The 15,779-nt window shown below is 69.1% G+C and carries 13 protein-coding genes and 1 riboswitch; of the genes, 5 read left to right on the top strand and 8 right to left on the bottom strand.

What is annotated here, in order from left to right; translation table 11 throughout:
- Positions 1-156 precede the first annotated feature (156 nt).
- The 3 genes from ABD073_RS15180 to ABD073_RS15170 all read left to right on the top strand — a co-directional run bounded on the left by ABD073_RS15180 (position 157) and on the right by ABD073_RS15170 (position 1,930).
- A complete protein-coding gene (locus ABD073_RS15180; RefSeq protein WP_343875994.1) occupies positions 157-423 on the top strand; it encodes a hypothetical protein in 267 nt (88 codons plus the stop codon).
- Between the two features lie 442 nt (positions 424-865).
- Positions 866-1,189: a hypothetical protein gene (locus tag ABD073_RS15175; protein WP_343875993.1), complete on the top strand. Its 324-nt coding sequence runs from the start codon at positions 866-868 to the stop codon at positions 1,187-1,189.
- Positions 1,190-1,192: 3 nt separating this feature from the next.
- Positions 1,193-1,930 carry an EcsC family protein gene (locus ABD073_RS15170; protein WP_343875991.1) on the top strand — a complete coding sequence of 246 codons (738 nt, stop codon included), beginning with the start codon at positions 1,193-1,195 and terminating at the stop codon, positions 1,928-1,930.
- Positions 1,931-2,004: 74 nt separating this feature from the next.
- On the opposite strand, the gene meaB is transcribed toward ABD073_RS15170, so the two are convergent.
- The 3 genes from meaB to mutA all read right to left on the bottom strand — a co-directional run bounded on the left by meaB (position 2,005) and on the right by mutA (position 7,245).
- Positions 2,005-3,030, bottom strand: coding sequence for a methylmalonyl Co-A mutase-associated GTPase MeaB (gene meaB, locus ABD073_RS15165; RefSeq protein WP_343875989.1), 1,026 nt, complete (start codon positions 3,028-3,030; stop codon positions 2,005-2,007).
- Positions 3,031-3,139: 109 nt separating this feature from the next.
- On the bottom strand, positions 3,140-5,326 hold the full coding sequence (gene scpA, locus ABD073_RS15160; protein WP_343875988.1) for a methylmalonyl-CoA mutase: 2,187 nt from the start codon (positions 5,324-5,326) through the stop codon (positions 3,140-3,142).
- Positions 5,323-7,245, bottom strand: coding sequence for a methylmalonyl-CoA mutase small subunit (gene mutA / locus ABD073_RS15155; protein ID WP_343875986.1), 1,923 nt, complete (start codon positions 7,243-7,245; stop codon positions 5,323-5,325). Before mutA ends, scpA begins: the two co-directional genes overlap by 4 nt.
- Before the next feature lie 135 nt (positions 7,246-7,380).
- A riboswitch (cobalamin riboswitch) is annotated at positions 7,381-7,625 on the bottom strand.
- A 110-nt stretch (positions 7,626-7,735) separates the two neighbouring features.
- On the opposite strand from mutA, the gene ABD073_RS15150 reads away from it, so the two are divergent.
- Positions 7,736-9,070: a hypothetical protein gene (locus ABD073_RS15150; protein ID WP_343875985.1), complete on the top strand. Its 1,335-nt coding sequence runs from the start codon at positions 7,736-7,738 to the stop codon at positions 9,068-9,070.
- Positions 9,071-9,140: 70 nt separating this feature from the next.
- Here ABD073_RS15150 and ABD073_RS15145 read toward each other — a convergent pair whose 3' ends face one another.
- Positions 9,141-9,572: a DUF6918 family protein gene (locus tag ABD073_RS15145; RefSeq protein ID WP_343875984.1), complete on the bottom strand. Its 432-nt coding sequence runs from the start codon at positions 9,570-9,572 to the stop codon at positions 9,141-9,143.
- Between the two features lie 177 nt (positions 9,573-9,749).
- On the opposite strand from ABD073_RS15145, the gene ABD073_RS15140 reads away from it, so the two are divergent.
- Positions 9,750-10,961, top strand: a complete 1,212-nt coding sequence (locus tag ABD073_RS15140) for a dicarboxylate/amino acid:cation symporter (protein WP_343875983.1) — start codon at positions 9,750-9,752, stop codon at positions 10,959-10,961.
- A 69-nt stretch (positions 10,962-11,030) separates the two neighbouring features.
- On the opposite strand, the gene ABD073_RS15135 is transcribed toward ABD073_RS15140, so the two are convergent.
- The 4 genes from ABD073_RS15135 to ABD073_RS15120 form a co-directional block, all read right to left on the bottom strand.
- The gene (locus ABD073_RS15135; protein WP_343875982.1) at positions 11,031-13,418 is read right to left on the bottom strand and encodes a glycoside hydrolase family 3 N-terminal domain-containing protein; all 2,388 of its coding nucleotides are present in this window, start codon (positions 13,416-13,418) and stop codon (positions 11,031-11,033) included.
- A gap of 163 nt (positions 13,419-13,581) precedes the next feature.
- Complete coding sequence (gene msrA / locus ABD073_RS15130) at positions 13,582-14,196, bottom strand: peptide-methionine (S)-S-oxide reductase MsrA (protein WP_343875980.1); 615 nt, start codon at positions 14,194-14,196, stop codon at positions 13,582-13,584.
- A 9-nt stretch (positions 14,197-14,205) separates the two neighbouring features.
- Entirely contained in the window at positions 14,206-14,973 is a 768-nt protein-coding gene (locus ABD073_RS15125; protein WP_343875978.1) for a TSUP family transporter, read from the bottom strand.
- Positions 14,974-14,991: 18 nt separating this feature from the next.
- Entirely contained in the window at positions 14,992-15,603 is a 612-nt protein-coding gene (locus tag ABD073_RS15120) for a polysaccharide deacetylase family protein (RefSeq protein WP_343875977.1), read from the bottom strand.
- Positions 15,604-15,779 lie beyond the last annotated feature (176 nt).

Below are 15,779 nucleotides of genomic sequence, written 5' to 3'. Positions count from 1 at the left end.
GATCCTGCCGAAGACCCCGGCCCCTCACCACACCGGGCCACGACTACCCGCCCCACCTCAAGTCCGAAGAGCCACCAAACCTGTGTGTCGCACTCCTGTCCCCCTACATTGACATCAAGATTCGACGAAGTCGACCTTCAAGTAGAGGAGTGATTCATGCGCAAGGCTATTTCCATGGTGGCTGCCGTGATGCTGGCCGTCCCGGTGTCGGGAGCGGTTGCATCTCCTGCAGACGCGGCGCTTAATTGGCGATGCAATCCCACAGCGAACAAGCAGGGGAGTATCTGTGCTGCTCAGACATCCTCGGGTTACAACGTGAAGTTCGTGAAGGCGTATGGTCCAGAGGAGCTGGGGCGCCTCTCGATCTGGTGCAAGAACGGATTCAAGGGCTGGGACAAGGGGTCATTCATTGCGAGTGCTTGAAATACCTACTCCTATTTCTTCAACGTCGGGAATCTTGGGAGGTGCCAGGCGGTGCTGATGACAGGCGGTGCCGGCAGCTAGGTCTTGGGCAGTAGCCCTTATGTTCCGTACTGATTAGTCTCAGGGGAGTCGAGCATTTGCCCGAGTCATTAGGGGGAGGTGCTCGACTCTCCATGTCGGGGTTGTCGTCGGCGTTTCTGGGTTGAACAATCTATTATTTAGTCAATGAATATATTCCGCCATGTTCGGGTGGCGGCGGGCGTCGAATCGGAGTGGTCGGGTGGTTGGCGCTACGGGGGGCTTGCAGGGCCATGATGGCTGGGAATTGGCCAAGCTGAGGTGACCGGTAGCACTTGGTGTGATCGCCACGCTGTGGGCGAAACTGTGGCCGTCCTGTGTCGGGGAGCAGCGGCTGGGGGTGCCGCACCGTTACGCTCCGATCATGAAGTTTCTCAAGTGGCTGCTTGCCCTCCTCGGTATCGCCGCACTGATTGCTGCTGGCGCCCTCCTGTACATGAGCTGGCTGGACCTGCGTTCGCTGTGGGCCGCCATCCGCACCTACAACAACGCGGGCCTGCGCAATCCCATGCGCAACGTCTTCCTGATGGCTGGCCTGGCCTCCCTGGGTGGCCTGCTGCTCGGCTGGGGCCTCGGCCTCCCGTCGCGCACCGGCCGCAGCGTCCGCAATGCCTACAAGCGTGACCTCGAGGCCCAGGGCATCGCCGTGGACCCCGAGGACCGTCGCGCCACCCAGGAGAGGATCTGAGCCGTGGGCATCTTCGACATCCTGCGAGGCCAGAAGGACGACGTCGCCGTCACGCGCAGTGCGCTGGACCAGGCGAACGACCCCACGGCCGACGACTCCGCGATCACCAAGCTGATCGAGAACATCCTCCAGATCGGCATCGACGGCCGCAAGCCCTTCGACTCCGCCGCCGCGGTGGCCGACGAGGCGCTGAAGAAGGCGGACGGTGATGCCGAGGAGGCCGTCAGCAAGGTGATCCGCGGCCACGTCACCACCGGTGCCGCGGGCGGTCTGCTGACCAGCCTCGGCGGCTTCATCACCATGCCGGTGGCCATCCCCGCCAACCTGCTCGAGTTCTACGTGCAGGCCACCCGGATGACCGCAGCGGTCGCCAAGCTGCGTGGCTATGACATCACCCAGCCCAACATCCGCACCGCCGTGCTGCTGACCCTGGTGGGCTCCAACAGCGACGACGTGCTGGCCAAGGCCGGCATCACCACCGGCAGCGGTCGCCTGGCCACCCTGGCGCTGCGCAACATGCCGCGCTCGGCCACCATGATGGTCAACAAGGCCATCGGCTTCCGACTGCTGAAGAGCGTCGGCGGCGGTGTGCTGTCCAAGTTCGGCAAGGGCGTGCCGGTCGTGGGCGGCGCCGTGGGTGGCGTGCTGGACGGCTACATGATGAACAAGATCGGCGAGCAGGCGCTCAAGGAGTTCCCGCGCGAGGCGGCTCGTGCCGCCAACGAGGGAAGCACCCTCTGACGCACCGCTGAGCGCGATGAGGCCCCGGAGACATCGTCTCCGGGGCCTCGCCATGTGTGTGGGACGGGCAGCCCTCAGCCAGGCAGCTCGCCGCGCGCCCAGTCCATCTGCGGCACCTGTCGGGCGTAGTCGGCCAGGAAGTCGCCGGCTGCCTCCATGGCGCTGGTGCGCCCGGCGCGCACATCCTCCTCCAGCCTGGCCCGCAGGTGGCGCAGGTGTTCGGTGGAGCGCATCGAGTCCAGCAGGGTGGCCTCCAGCTGCGAGGCCATCCAGACCACCTGCTGCTCGGCGCGGTGTCGGCCCAGGCCGACGGTCTCGTCCAGCCAGGCACGGTGCTCCAGCACGGCCTGCCAGACCTCCTGCAGGCCGATGTCCTTGAGCGCGGAGCAGGTGAGCACCGGCACCCGTCGCCCCTCGTTCTGCGAGGTGACCAGCTTCATGGCGATGCCCAGCTCGCGCGCGGTCACCCGCGCCTCGCCGGCATTGTCGCCGTCGGCCTTGTTCACCGCGATCACGTCGGTGATCTCCAGGATGCCGCGCTTGATGCCCTGCAGCTGGTCGCCGGAACGGGCCAGCGCCAGCATCAGGAAGGTGTCGACCATGCCGGAGACCGCCACCTCGGACTGCCCGACGCCCACCGTCTCGACGATCACCACGTCGAAGCCGGCGGCCTCCACCACCAGCATCGCCTCGCGGGTGGCGCGCGCCACGCCACCCAGGTGGTTGCCGCTGGGGGAGGGGCGGACGAAGGCCTGGGGGCTCTGGGTCAGCTCGCCCATCCGGGTCCGGTCGCCCAGCACGGAGCCGCCGGTGCGGGTGCTGGACGGGTCCACCGCCAGCACCGCCACCTTGTGGCCCTGTGCGATGAGCAGCTGGCCCATGGCATTGATGAAGGTGGACTTGCCGGCACCGGGAACGCCCGAGATGCCCACCCGGACCGCGTCGGTGCCGGTGGTGGACAGCTCGGTGAGCAACTGGCGGGCCAACGGCCGATGGGCGGGCAGCCTGGACTCCACGAGCGTGATGGCCTGCGCCACGTGTGAGCGGGAGCCGGCCTTCACGCCCTCGACCAGGGCGGGGACGTCGAACTTGCGGGGCATTCGGCACAACCTTCGGTTCGTTGCGGGTGGAAAAGCCTCGGGCGGCCCGAGAAGGACTCGGACCGCCCGCGGCGTCTAGCGACTCGTCATGCGGTGCATGGGAGACCTGTCAGGCGTCCAGCACCTTGCGCATCTCCGCCAGCAGACGCGTGGCGGCCTCCGGGATGTTGGTGCCCGGGGGGTAGATGTCGATCGCACCGGCCTGGCGCAGCTCCTCGAAGTCCTGCTCCGGGATCACGCCACCGACGACGATCAGGATGTCGGAGCGCCCGAGCTTGTCCAGCTCGGCACGCAGCGCGGGCACCAGGGTGAGGTGGCCGGCTGCCAGGGAGGAGACGCCCACCACGTGCACATCGGCCTCGTTGGCCTGGGCGGCAGCCTCCTCCGGGGTCTGGAAGAGCGGGCCCACGTCGACGTCGAAGCCCAGGTCGGCGAAGGCCGTGGCGATCACCTTCTGGCCCCGGTCGTGGCCGTCCTGGCCCATCTTCGCGATCATGATGCGCGGACGACGGCCCTCGGCCTCCTCGAAGGCCTCCACCTGCTCGTGGGCCTCGGTCATCGCATCGGAACCGGCTGCTTCCTTGGAGTACACACCACTGATGGTACGGATCTGGGCGGTGTAGCGGTCGAAGACCTTCTCCAGCGCGTCGGACATCTCGCCGACGGTGGCCTGCGCGCGGCCGGCGTCGATGGCCAGCTTGAGCAGGTTGCGCTCCGGATCGGTGGGATCCGGGTTGGCAGCGGCCCAGGTGAGCTTCTCCAGGGCGGCCTGGGTGGCCGCCTCGTCGCGCTCCGAGCGCAGCTTCTCGAGCTTGGCGATCTGCTGCGCGCGCACCTGGTTGTTGTCGATCTTGAGCACGTCCAGCGGCTCGGGGTTCTCGAGCTGGTACTTGTTCACGCCGATCACCGGCTGGCGGCCGGAGTCGATGCGTGCCTGGGTACGGGCCGCGGCCTCCTCGATGCGCATCTTGGGGATGCCCTGCTCGATGGCCTTGGCCATGCCGCCGGCCTGCTCGACCTCCTGGATCAGCGCCCAGGCCTTGGTGGCCAGCTCCTGGGTGAGCTTCTCCACGTAGGCCGAACCGGCCCACGGGTCGACGACGCGCGTGGTGCCCGACTCCTGCTGCAGGAAGAGCTGGGTGTTGCGGGCGATCCGCGCGCTGAAGTCGGTGGGCAGCGCGATGGCCTCGTCGAGCGCATTGGTGTGCAGCGACTGGGTGTGGCCCTGGGTGGCGCCCATCGCCTCGACGCAGGTGCGGATCACGTTGTTGTAGACGTCCTGCGCGGTCAGCGACCAGCCGGAGGTCTGCGAGTGGGTCCGCAGGCTCATCGACTTCGGGTTCTTCGGGCCGAACTGCTTCACCAGGCGGGCCCAGAGCATGCGCGCCGCACGCATCTTGGCCACCTCCATGAAGAAGTTGGTGCCGATGGCCCAGAAGAAGCTCAGGCGCGGGGCGAACTGGTCGACGTTGAGGCCCACGGACTCGCCGGCGCGGATGTAGTCCACGCCGTCGGCCAGAGTGTAGGCCATCTCGATGTCGGCCGTCGCGCCGGCCTCCTGCATGTGGTAGCCCGAGATGGAGATCGAGTTGAACTTCGGCATGTTCGCGCTGGTGAAGGCGAAGATGTCGGAGATGATCCGCATCGAGGGCAGCGGCGGGTAGATGTAGGTGTTGCGAACCATGAACTCCTTGAGGATGTCGTTCTGGATCGTGCCGGCCAGCTGCTCCGGCTTCACCCCCTGCTCCTCGGCCGCCACCACGTAGAGGGCCAGGACCGGCAGCACGGCGCCGTTCATGGTCATCGAGACGCTCATCCGGTCCAGCGGGATGCCGTCGAAGAGCTGGCGCATGTCCAGGATCGAGTCCACGGCCACGCCCGCCATGCCGACGTCACCGGTCACCCGGGGGTGGTCGGAGTCGTAGCCACGGTGGGTGGCCAGGTCGAAGGCGATGGACAGGCCCTTCTGGCCGGCCGCGAGGTTGCGCCGGTAGAAGGCATTGGACTCCTCCGCGGTGGAGAAGCCGGCGTACTGCCGGATGGTCCACGGCTGCGAGGTGTACATCGTCGCGTAGGGGCCGCGCAGGAAGGGCGGGATGCCCGGCATGGTCTCCAGGAAGTCCATGCCCTGGTAGGCGTCCTCGGTGTAGAGGTGCTCGACGGGGATCTGCTCCGGCGTCACCCACTGCTCGGACTGCGGGCCGGCGGCCAGCAGCTCGGCGAACTGCTGGGCGGCGTCGGCCGGGACGGACTGCGTGCCCAGCGGCACGGAGTCGAAACGGATCTGTTCGCTCACTTGGAGACTCCTGACGTCTCGAGGCCCGCGTCGGAGACGCCGAGGACCTTCAGGGTGGAACCGAGGAGCTCGACGACGTCCATGCCCATGGCGATGGTCCCGTCGATCACCTCCCCGGCCTCGGAGGCGGCCTCGCCGAGCTCCTTCACGTTGCCGGCCAGCAGCACCTTCTGTGCGCCGGCCTCCTTCAGGGCCTTGGCGACGGGAAGCGCCTGCTCGGCGTAGACCTTCGCGCTGGAGCACAGGCAGGCCACCGGGGTGCCAGAGGCCTTGAAGGCCTCGACCACCTGCTCGACGCTGCCGCCCTCCACCTGCGGCGTCGCCAGGCCGGCGACGTGGAACAGGTTGGAGGCGAAGCCCTCGCGACCACCGAAGTCACGGCGGGTGCCCAGGCAGGCGAGGAAGACCTTCGGGGCGTTGCCACGGGCCTTGACGGCATCGCGCATCGTCTCGAAGACCTCGGAGTCGCGATGCCAGACCACGCCGCCGCGCTGCGGAGCAGCGGGACGGGGCTTGGCCTGGACCGGCTTCTCCTCGGGGTTCGGGAACTCGCTGACGCCGGTGATCGGCTCCTTGCGGCTGGCCAGGCGCTTGGTGCGCTCGGCGATCACGGGGGCGAGCAGCTCGACGGCGTGGCCGTCGGCGACGGCCTTGGCCATGCCGCCGTGCGCCTCGACGTCGCCCAGCACCACCCAGCCGGCCTCAGCCAGCTTGGTGGTCAGGCTCTCGACGTACCAGGAGCCGCCGGCCGGGTCGTTGACGCGACCGATGTTGGACTCCTCGGCGAGCACCACCTGCGTGTTGCGGGCGATGCGGCGGCTGAAGTCACCGGGCAGGCCCCAGGCGGTGTCGAAGGGCAGCACGCTGACCGCCTCGGCGCCACCGACGGCGGCGGCGAAGACGCTGATCGTGCCGCGCAGGATGTTGACATAGGGATCGTCGCGGGTGATGTCGCGCCAGGAGGTGACCGCCTGCTGGCGGGCGCCGCGCAGCGACTCGGTCACACCGAAGGTCTCGCCGACCTTGTTCCAGCAGGTGCGCAGGGCACGCAGCCGGGCGATGGTGGCGAACTGGTCGGTATTGGCCGAGACCCGGAAGTTGATGGTCTCGAAGGCGTCGTCCACGCTGACGCCCTGCTCCACCAGGGCCCGGACGTACTCGACGCCGGTGGCCAGGGCGTAGCCGAGCTGGTGCACGTCGCCGGCACCGGCGTTGTCCCAGATGGTGGCGTCCACGACGATGGCACGGCTCTTCGGCATGCCCTCGAGGCGCTTGACCCAGTCGGCCAGGCCGGACAGGTCCGCCTCGCCGCCGTTCAGCGCGGCCAGACCGATCGGGTCCAGGCCCAGGTTCAGGCTGAGCTGGTCCTTGGGCTTGCCGGCCTTCTCGTAGATGCCCAGCAGGGCCTCGGCGGCAGCCTTCTGGTCGGTGCGGCTGGAGACCTCCACCTTGACCAGGTCCAGCAGGACGTCGGCCAGGTTGTTGGAGATGTCCTCGGCGCTCACGGCGTCGGGGTCGACGCGGAACCACAGGCTGCTGCAGCCGCGCTCGAGATCCTCCAGGACCGCCTTGCGGGTGTACAGGGTGTCCGGGTCCTCGTGCAGCGCGCGCACGTCCCAGGCGTCCATCTCACCGCTGCGCACCGTGGTGCCGCGGGTGAAGGGGGCCACGCCGGGGGCGCCCAGCTGCTCGGGGGCGTCGGCCAGGGTGTAGACGGGCTCGATCTCGATCCCGTCGACGGTGGTGGTGCGCAGCCGCTTGATCGACTGCTCACCATCGAGTTGCTTGTCTTCGGGTCGCCCGCGGTTCAGGACCTTGGCGACGGCATCGCGCCACTGGTCCATGTCCGGCTTCGCGAAGTCGCCGGCGAGGGTCAGCTCGCTTGCGCCCCCGCGGGCATCCGGCTCGGTCGTTGTCATGCAGACTCCTGCTCCGATGAGGTTGTCGCCCACCGCGTGGTGCGGCGGGCCTGACGGTGCGGCTCCTCGGCTCGACTCGTGGCGTCGCGGGATCACCCTGCAGGACTGGTCCCGTCACGCCGTGCCCCGCGACTGGCTGCCGCGGCGCCGCTGGCAGGTCTTCGGACTCATGGGCACTTCGCCATCGGGCGACTTCCTCGGAGCGCCGCTTCCCAGGCCGTCGTCGGCCCAGTGCTGCCGCCGGTGGCGTGCGATCACTCGCATGCCGGACGGGCGTTCCTCGTTCCCATTCACCGCTGCGGGACAGTTCCGGACTTGCACCGGATTCCCTCTTGCGACGACCTGTTCGCACAGGCCGAACCAGCACTGCCAACCCTATCGGGGGTGCTTCGCGCGGGGGCAAGGGGGGTGAGAAATAGCGGGATGTGGTCAGACCAGGATCACGAGCATGGACTAGCGATTAAATGAGAATCATTATCTAATAGTCGCCATGACACGAACCCATCTCCATCCCGGCCTGGCCGTGCTCGCCGGCGCCATCCTGGCCGCCCTGCCCGTCGCTGCTGCAGCGGCGCCCCACCGTGCTGCCGACGGCACCGAGCAACAGGTCAACCGCACCACCGAGGGGGACCAGTACTTCCCGGCCGCCGCCACCAACCGCCACGGGCTGCGCCTGGTGGTCTGGACCGACACCAGCCAGCTCGCCAGCCACCACCATGACCACGCCGACGACCATGACCACGGCACCGGGCATGACCACGGCGAGGAGCCGACGGGGCAGACCCGCGTCGTGGCCCGGCTGCTGGACCAGGCCGGCCGCCCCTTCGGTGACGAGATCCCGCTCGACGAGGGCACGCCCGGCAACCAGCAGTACCCCGCCGTCACCGCCCTGGACGACGGTTCCTTCGTGGTGGCCTGGCTGCGCTCGGCGGGGCCCTCGGCCAACCAGGTGCGCACCGTGCGCCTGGGCCGTGAGGGTCGGCTGGGGACCGCGACCACCGTCTCCCAGCACGCGACCCCGGTGCAGTTCGCGCCCGCGATCAGCTCGCTGCCGGGCAACCGCTATGTGGTGGCCTGGACCGGCGCCGGCTCCGACAGCCCCTCCGCCTGGGACGCCAAGGCCCGCGTGATGGACCTGCGCCGCCCCCGCACCGACGAGTTCACCCTGAACCGCACCACGGCGGACAAGCAGTCCCGCCCGGCCCTCGCCCGCACCGCAGGCGGCTTCGTGGCCGCGTGGACCGATGCCTCCGGCCTGTCCGTCGGCCAGGGCACCGGGGTGCGCGGCGCCCTGCTGGACGCCAAGGGGCGCTTCGCCACGCCCGAGCGCCAGCTCGACGAGGCCGCACCCGGCAACCAGGGGCGTCCCTCGTTGGCCGTCGGACGCGACCAGGGCATCGCGGTCGCCTGGGAGGACGTGACCAGCCCCGGCCGTGACGGCTCGGGCGGTGCCGCCGTGGTGCGCCTGTTCGACCGTCGGCTCGCCTGCGCGGGCCCGGAGCGGGTGCTCAGCTCCATCACCACCGGCAACCAGCAGAAGCCCCGGCTGACGGCACTGCCGCGCGGTGGCTACGTGGCGGTCTGGGAGGACGGCAGCAGGTCGGCCGACGACCCGGTGCACCTGGCGGTGTGCTCCCGGGAGCTCTCCGCCCGCGGCCTGCCGCTGGGCCGGGACCGACTGGTCAACCTCTCCACGCAGGACAACCAGCAGCAGCCGCTGGTGACCGCCGGGCAGCGCGGCGGTGTCCTGGCGGTCTGGACCGACGAGAGCCATGCCGGTCCTGACACCGAGGCCACCCGTGTGGTGGCGCGACGGCTCGCCTGAGCCCCGGGACGACGACGCCCCGCACCCGAGCCGGGTGCGGGGCGTCGTGCGTCGTGCGTCGTGGCGACGGTCAGCCGACGAAGGGCTTCAGGGCCTCGGCCAGGCGGGGCAGGGCCTCCTCGACGTAGCCCTTGGCCTTGCCTCGGATCGGCTTGTACAGCTTGGCGATGGCGGCATTGTCGGGGCTGGCGGCCTTGGCGTCGGCGACGGCCAGCAGCGAGTCGGCGACCTCGCCGGAGCGGCTGGACAGGTAGGCGCCGAAGTCCTGCTCTCCCTTGGCGTCCCAGTAGGGCTGCAGGGCGGCGGCGATGTCGGGCAGCATCGCGTCGGTGGCCTTGGGCACGATGCCCTCCTTGGCCTTCTTGGCGCTGGCATAGGCGCCCTTGAGGGCCATGCCGGCCAGGCCGGACTTGGCGTCCACCTCCTGGTCCACGACGGCGGCGATCGCCTGCACCACCTGGGGGCGCTTGGCGGGATCCAGCAGCGAATCGGTGAAGCTCATCAGTTCGTCCTTCTGTCAGAGGGGGAGTGGGACCGACCCCTCCAGTCTGGCAGGTCGCGCCCGTGGGCACCGGGCGACGGTGCGGCGGCGGCCCGGACCGGCACCGCCCCCCGGCGGTGCAGAATGTCACGTGGGCATCCCCTGACGCCGTGAACTTTTGCCCCTAGCATTCGCTGCATGGCCGAACCATCTCGCCCGAAGCTGGGCCTGCTCCCCAAGATCCTGATCGCCATCGTCCTGGGCATCGTCTGTGGTCTCTTCTTCCCTGACTGGCTGGTGCGCGTCTTCGTCACCTTCAACGGCCTGTTCGGCAACTACCTGGGCTTCATCATCCCGCTCATCATCCTGGGGCTGATCGCTCCCGCCATCTCCGAGCTCGGCGCCGGTGCCGGCAAGTGGCTGGCGATCACCACCGCCATCGCCTACGGCTCCACCCTGTTCGCCGGCTTCATGGGCTACGCGGTCTCCATGGCGCTGCTGCCGCGCCTGCTCGAGGGCAAGAAGGTGGTCACCGACGTCACCAACCCCGAGGACGCCCTGCTGGCGCCCTACTTCAAGGTGGAGATGCCGCCCGCCATGGGCGTGATGACCGCCCTGCTGCTGGCCTTCGTCATCGGCGTGGCGCTGACCGCCATCAAGGGTGATGTCATCCACCGTGGCCTGGTGGAGTTCCGCGAGATCGTCGAGCTGGTCATCGTGAAGACGTTCATCCCGCTGCTGCCGATCTACATCTTCGGCATCTTCTGCAACATGACCGCCGCCGGCGAGGTGTGGAACGTGATCACCACCTTCCTGGGCGTGATCGTGATGGTCTTCTGCCTGACCGTCATCCTGCTGCTGATCCAGTACTGCGTCGCCGGCGCCATCGCGCACCGCAACCCGCTGACGATGCTCAGGACGCTGCTGCCGGCCTATGCCACCGCTCTTGGCACCTCGTCCTCCGCGGCCACCATCCCGGTGACGCTGCGCCAGACCATCGCCTCCGGCGTCTCCGAGCCGGTGGCCTCCTTCGTGATCCCGCTGTGCGCGACGATCCACCTGGCCGGCTCCACCATCAAGATCACCTGCTTCAGCCTGGCCGTGATGATCCTCTACGGCATGCCGATCCACACCGGCACCATCATCGGTTTCATCATGCTGCTGGGCATCATGATGGTGGCGGCCCCGGGCGTGCCCGGCGGCGCCATCATGACCGCGACCGCGCTGCTCACCAGCCAGCTGGGCTTCAACGAGGCGCAGGTGGGCCTGATGATCGCCACCTACATCGCGATCGACTCCTTCGGCACCGCCACGAATGTCACCGGCGACGCCGCGATCGCGCACGTCGTGGACACCCTCACCGGACGCAGCAACCGCGGCACTGCGACAGCCGGGACCGCAGCCGCCTGACCCCCGTACCCACAGGGCGCCCGCCCCCGGAGAGATCCGGGAGCGGGCGCCCTTGCATGCCATCGGGCGTCACCGCCGGGAAATGGTGCCCTTCCAGTTGAGGCCGAAGCCGAAGCGGTAGGTGTTGCCCGCCGAGTCGCGGTAGGGCGCCATGTCCTCGCCGACGTCCTCGGCCTGGGCCTCCACCGCGTCCATGTTCCGCGGGCTCGTGATGGGCAGCCGGCCCGTGGGGTTGTGGAAACCGAGCATGGTGTCGATGAGCGCACGGTCGCTGACCGAGTAGCCCACCACCAGGGCGTCGACCTTCCGCTCGAACTCCGCCGGGATGAAGCTGGTCTTCGCCTTCACCGCGACGACCACCGGGATCTCGCGGCCGGTCCGCTTCTCGACCTTCTTGACGGCCCTGACCGCATTGAGGGTGGCGGTCAGGTCATACTCGTTGCCGATCCGGGAGGTCCGTCCGAAGTAGGAGCGGTTCTCCTGGCTGCCGTCGGGCAGGATGTCGCCCGCGATCGAGACTTTGCGGACGTTCTTGCCGATGGCGGTGTACGGCTTCCACTGCAGCGAGAGCGGGTAGAAGGTGCCGTCCTTCGTGAGGCCCGCACCGGTGAAGTTGTCGCCGTTGTCCGGCCCCCGCATGCCCACCAGGACCATGTCCACCGTGCTCAGGTCGGGCTGCTCGTAGCCCACGACATTGCCCTTCAGGTCGGTGATCGGGGTGTCGGTGAGCACCTGCTTGAAGTACTGCTTGGCCACCGCCACGTCGAGCATCGGACCGGTCACGTCACTGGTGGACTGCGAGAAGACGCTGGGGAAGCCGTGTTGGATGGTGCTGGGGATGTAGACCGTCTTGTTGCGGTACTTGGCCAGCGGGGACTTCTTGATGGTGCGGTTCGCGTTCTTGAGCATCACGACGGAGTCGAGCTGCGCCTGGTAGCCGCGCTCCACCTTGTCGGCGCTGGCCACGACGGCCTTCGAGCGCGCCAGGTCCAGGTAGGGGTCCTCGAAGAGCCCGGGGGCGAAGAGCATCCGCAGGATCCGCTCACCGGACTGGCGGAAGCGCTCGTCGGCGCTGATCGGGTTCCTGCCGGCCTCGAAGTCCTTCTGCCACATCTGGTGGGCAGCCAGCACGGGCAACTTGTTGTTGTTGCCGCCGAACATGTCCAGACCGGCCTTGAGTACGGCGTAGTGGCGCTCCTCGACGCTGGCGGACTCCATGCCCCAAGCCATGCCGAAGCGTGAGTTGGGGTCGGTGTAGCCGGTGGTGACGCCCCAGTCGGTGCAGATCACGCCGTCGTAGCCGGCCTTGCGTGCGATGTCGATCTTGGTCTTGTCATAGGCCGAGCCGACGCGGTTGCCGGTCAGTGGCGAGCCGTCCTTGGCGATGGCGATCGAGTAGGAACTCATCATCGACATCGAGTCCTTGGCCGCCGTGAAGGGGACCAGGTGCTCCTCGAAGTTGTCCCCGGGGTAGACGGCGTACTTGCCGGCATTCATGTGGGCCTCGCGGCCACCCTCTCCGGCGCCGTCTCCGGGGAAGTGCTTGATCATGGTGTTGATCGACTCGGAGCCCCAGCCGGTGGCGCGCCCGCGCTCGTCGTAGCTGTCCTGCGAACCGTCGACATAGGCCTTGGCCATGGCGGCGGTGTGGGCCGCGTTCTCGCCGAAGGTGCCGTCGACGCGCAGCCACCGCGGTTCGGTGGCCAGGTCGATCTGCGGACCGAGCGCGGTGGTGATGCCCATGGCGCGGTACTCGGCCGAGGAGGTCCTGGCGAAGTCGAGCATGGTGCTGGTGCGGAAGGTCGCCGACAGGCCCAGGTTGGAGGGCCAGCGCGAGATGTCGGTGCCGGCCGCGTTGTAGGCGGAGTCGCTGGCCGCGGTGGAGCGCGGGTCGGAGGAGAAGTTGACCGGGACATAGGGCATCCCGGGCGCGGCCTGCGCCTCGGCGTAGGCCTGCATCTGGTTGACCCAGGTGACATTGGCCGTGACGTCGTTGGGGCCGGCATTGAGCACATTGCGCAGCTGGTCCTCCTTCAGGTACTTGCGCTGCGCATCGCTCAACCCGGCCGCGGCATCGCGCTCGTGAGAGCTGAAGAGCATCAGCCCGGCGATCTGCTCCTTCCTGAGCTCACCCGACAGGGCCTTCGCCCGGGCCGCGACCGGCTGACGCCAGTCCTCCCAGGTGTCGAGTTGGCGGTTGCCGTTCATGTCCTTGAAGCCGAGCAGCCCGGCCGAGGTCCTGACCTCCAGGATGGTGACACCGCTGGAGGGGGAGTAGCTCAGCCTGGGGCCGCCGGGGTTGTCGACCTGTACGAAGCTGGTGCGGCCGTCGCTCAGGGTGCGGGTCACCAGGCCCGACGGGGCGCCGTGCGCCGGCGCCAGGCCGGCGCCCAGGGCGAGCCCGGTGGTGGCGAAGAGCGCAAGGCAGGTCCGGAGGGACGGTTTGGGAGAAGGCATGGTTCTTCCTTCTGGCCCGGGCCGGTGCCTGCTCCGTCGCAGGCGCTGTGAGGCGGTCCGGGCGCGTGGGGTGGCACCAGCCTGCCGCCCGGCTTTGCCGCAGGGCAAGGATTTCGGCCCAAGATCTACCAAATGGTCAGTGGCCGCCCGGAGGGAGACCGGCTCAGCCGCAGGTGACGCCGGTGGCGTGCACCGGGCAGTAGCCGTTGGGGTTGTGCTCCAGGTACTGCTGGTGGAGGTCCTCCGCGAAGTACCACTGCGGCGCAGGCTCGACGGTGGTGGTGATCGTCCCGTAGCCGGCGTGGGTCAGGCCCTGCTGGAAGCCGGCCAGGGCCTCACGGGCCTGGGCCTCCTGCTCCGGGGAGGTGGTGAAGATGGCGGAGCGGTACTGCGGGCCGACGTCATTGCCCTGCCGGTCGCCCTGGGTCGGGTCATGGTTCTCCAGGAAGACGGCCAGCAGCTCGCGGTAGCTGGTGCGGCTGGGATCGAAGACCACCCGGACCGTCTCGGCATGACCGGTCAGGCCGGTGCACACCTCCTCGTAGCTGGGATTGCGGTTGCTGCCGCCCATGTAGCCCGCGGCGGTGGACAGCACGCCGTCGGTCTGCCAGAAGAGCTTCTCGGCACCCCAGAAGCAACCCATCGCGAAGTAGGCCACCTCGCTGCCCGGGAAGTCCCGCTCCAACGGGTCACCGAAGACGCGGTGATGGAAGGGCATGGCCAGCTGCGGCTCGTCGTGGTCGGTGGGGACGGGGACGGCGCGGCGCTCGAAGAACATGGCGCAAGGCTAGCTCGCCGCCGCAGGAGCGAAGGCCTGCCAGCCCAGCCACAGAGCCAGCCCGAAGCCGGCCAGCCCGATCGCCCAGCGCAGCAGTTGCTGCGGCAGCCACTGCTGCACCGTGGGCCCCAGCCGCCCACCGACATAGCAGCCCACGCCGGTGGCCAGCGCCGCCCACCAGTTCACCGGGGCGGCCAGCACGAAGACCAGCGAGGCGGCCAGGTTCGAGCAGCCCAGCAGCAGGCTCTTGAGCACCATCGAACGGTCGAAGCCCACCGTGTTGGTGAGCAGGGCCAGCGCCAGGAAGACCACCCCGGCGCCCGCACCGAAGTATCCGCCGTACAGGCAGGTGAGCACCAGACCGGCCAAGTAGGCCCGTGGCTGGTCGCGCTCGCCGCCGCGCCGCGCGGTGATCGCCGGCTGCGCCAGCAGCAGCGCGGAGGCCAGCGCCACCAGGAAGGGCACCACCCGTTCGAAGCCCTCGTCGCCGCCGAGCAGCAGCAGCCCGGCACCGATCCCGCCGCCCACCAGCGCCACCGCGCCGTCACGGACCAGCCGAGAACGGCCCAGCGGCAGCAGCTGCCCGCCGGCCTTCATCGTCGAGCCGACGCCGATGGCCAGCACGCCGAGGGTGTTGCTGACATTGGCCGTGACCGGCGACAGGCCCACCGCGAGCAGCGCCGGATAGGTCACCAGGGAGGCCAGCCCGGTCAGGTAGCCGCACAGCCCGCCGCCGACGCCGGCCAGTACCAGCAGCACGATCTCGAGGGGGCTCACCCCACGAACCTACGCCCGTCAGTGGCGCGGGTAGACCGTCCCGGCCTTCGTGGACCCCAGCAGCTGGCTCACGGTGACCAGGGTGTAGCCCTGCTTCTGCAGGCCGTCGATGATCGCCGGTGCCGCCTTCACCGTCCACGGGTGGATGTCGTGCATCAGGATGATGGAATTGCGGCTGGCGCGCTGCAGGGTCAACTTCGAGATCACGGGCGCGGTGTCGTGGCCGGCCACCCAGTCCTCGGGGGAGTTGTCCCAGACGATCACCGACAGCCCTTCCGCGCCCACCACCTTGTCGGTGCGGCTGGTGCGGGCCGCATAGGGCGGGCGCATCAGGTGCGGGCGGCGGCCGGTGATCTGCTGCAGCACGTCGTCGGTGCGCTTCACCTCGTCGGCCACCTGGGCATCGGACAGGTCGCTGATCGGCTTGTGGTCGTACGTGTGGTTGGCCACCTCGAAGCCCTGCGCAGCGGCCTGCCGCACGATCTCCGGGTGGGCCTTGGCGGCATTGCCGAGCATGAACAGCGTGGCGCTGGCATGCCGGCTGGTGAAGGCCTTGAGCAGCTCCGGGGTGTGCTCGCCGGGGCCGTCGTCATAGGTCAGGGCGATGCACTTGAGCTTGCGGCAGTCCACCGGCGCGTCCGCCGCCGGTGTGGTGACCGGTGTCGCCGTGGATCCGACGTCGAGCCGGCCGGGGCGGGGGCGCTCGACGTGGCGCCCACCGACGTCCTCGCGGCCGGCGGCGGGCCGGAGACGCCATCGGTGCCGGCCGCGCAGGCGGTCAGCGGGAGCAGCAGGAGCAGGGCGGT

Origin of the sequence: Luteococcus peritonei (assembly GCF_039526385.1) — a bacterium.
In the GTDB taxonomy this organism is placed as follows: domain Bacteria; phylum Actinomycetota; class Actinomycetes; order Propionibacteriales; family Propionibacteriaceae; genus Luteococcus; species Luteococcus peritonei.
This window is presented reverse-complemented; position numbering and strand designations above follow the sequence as displayed.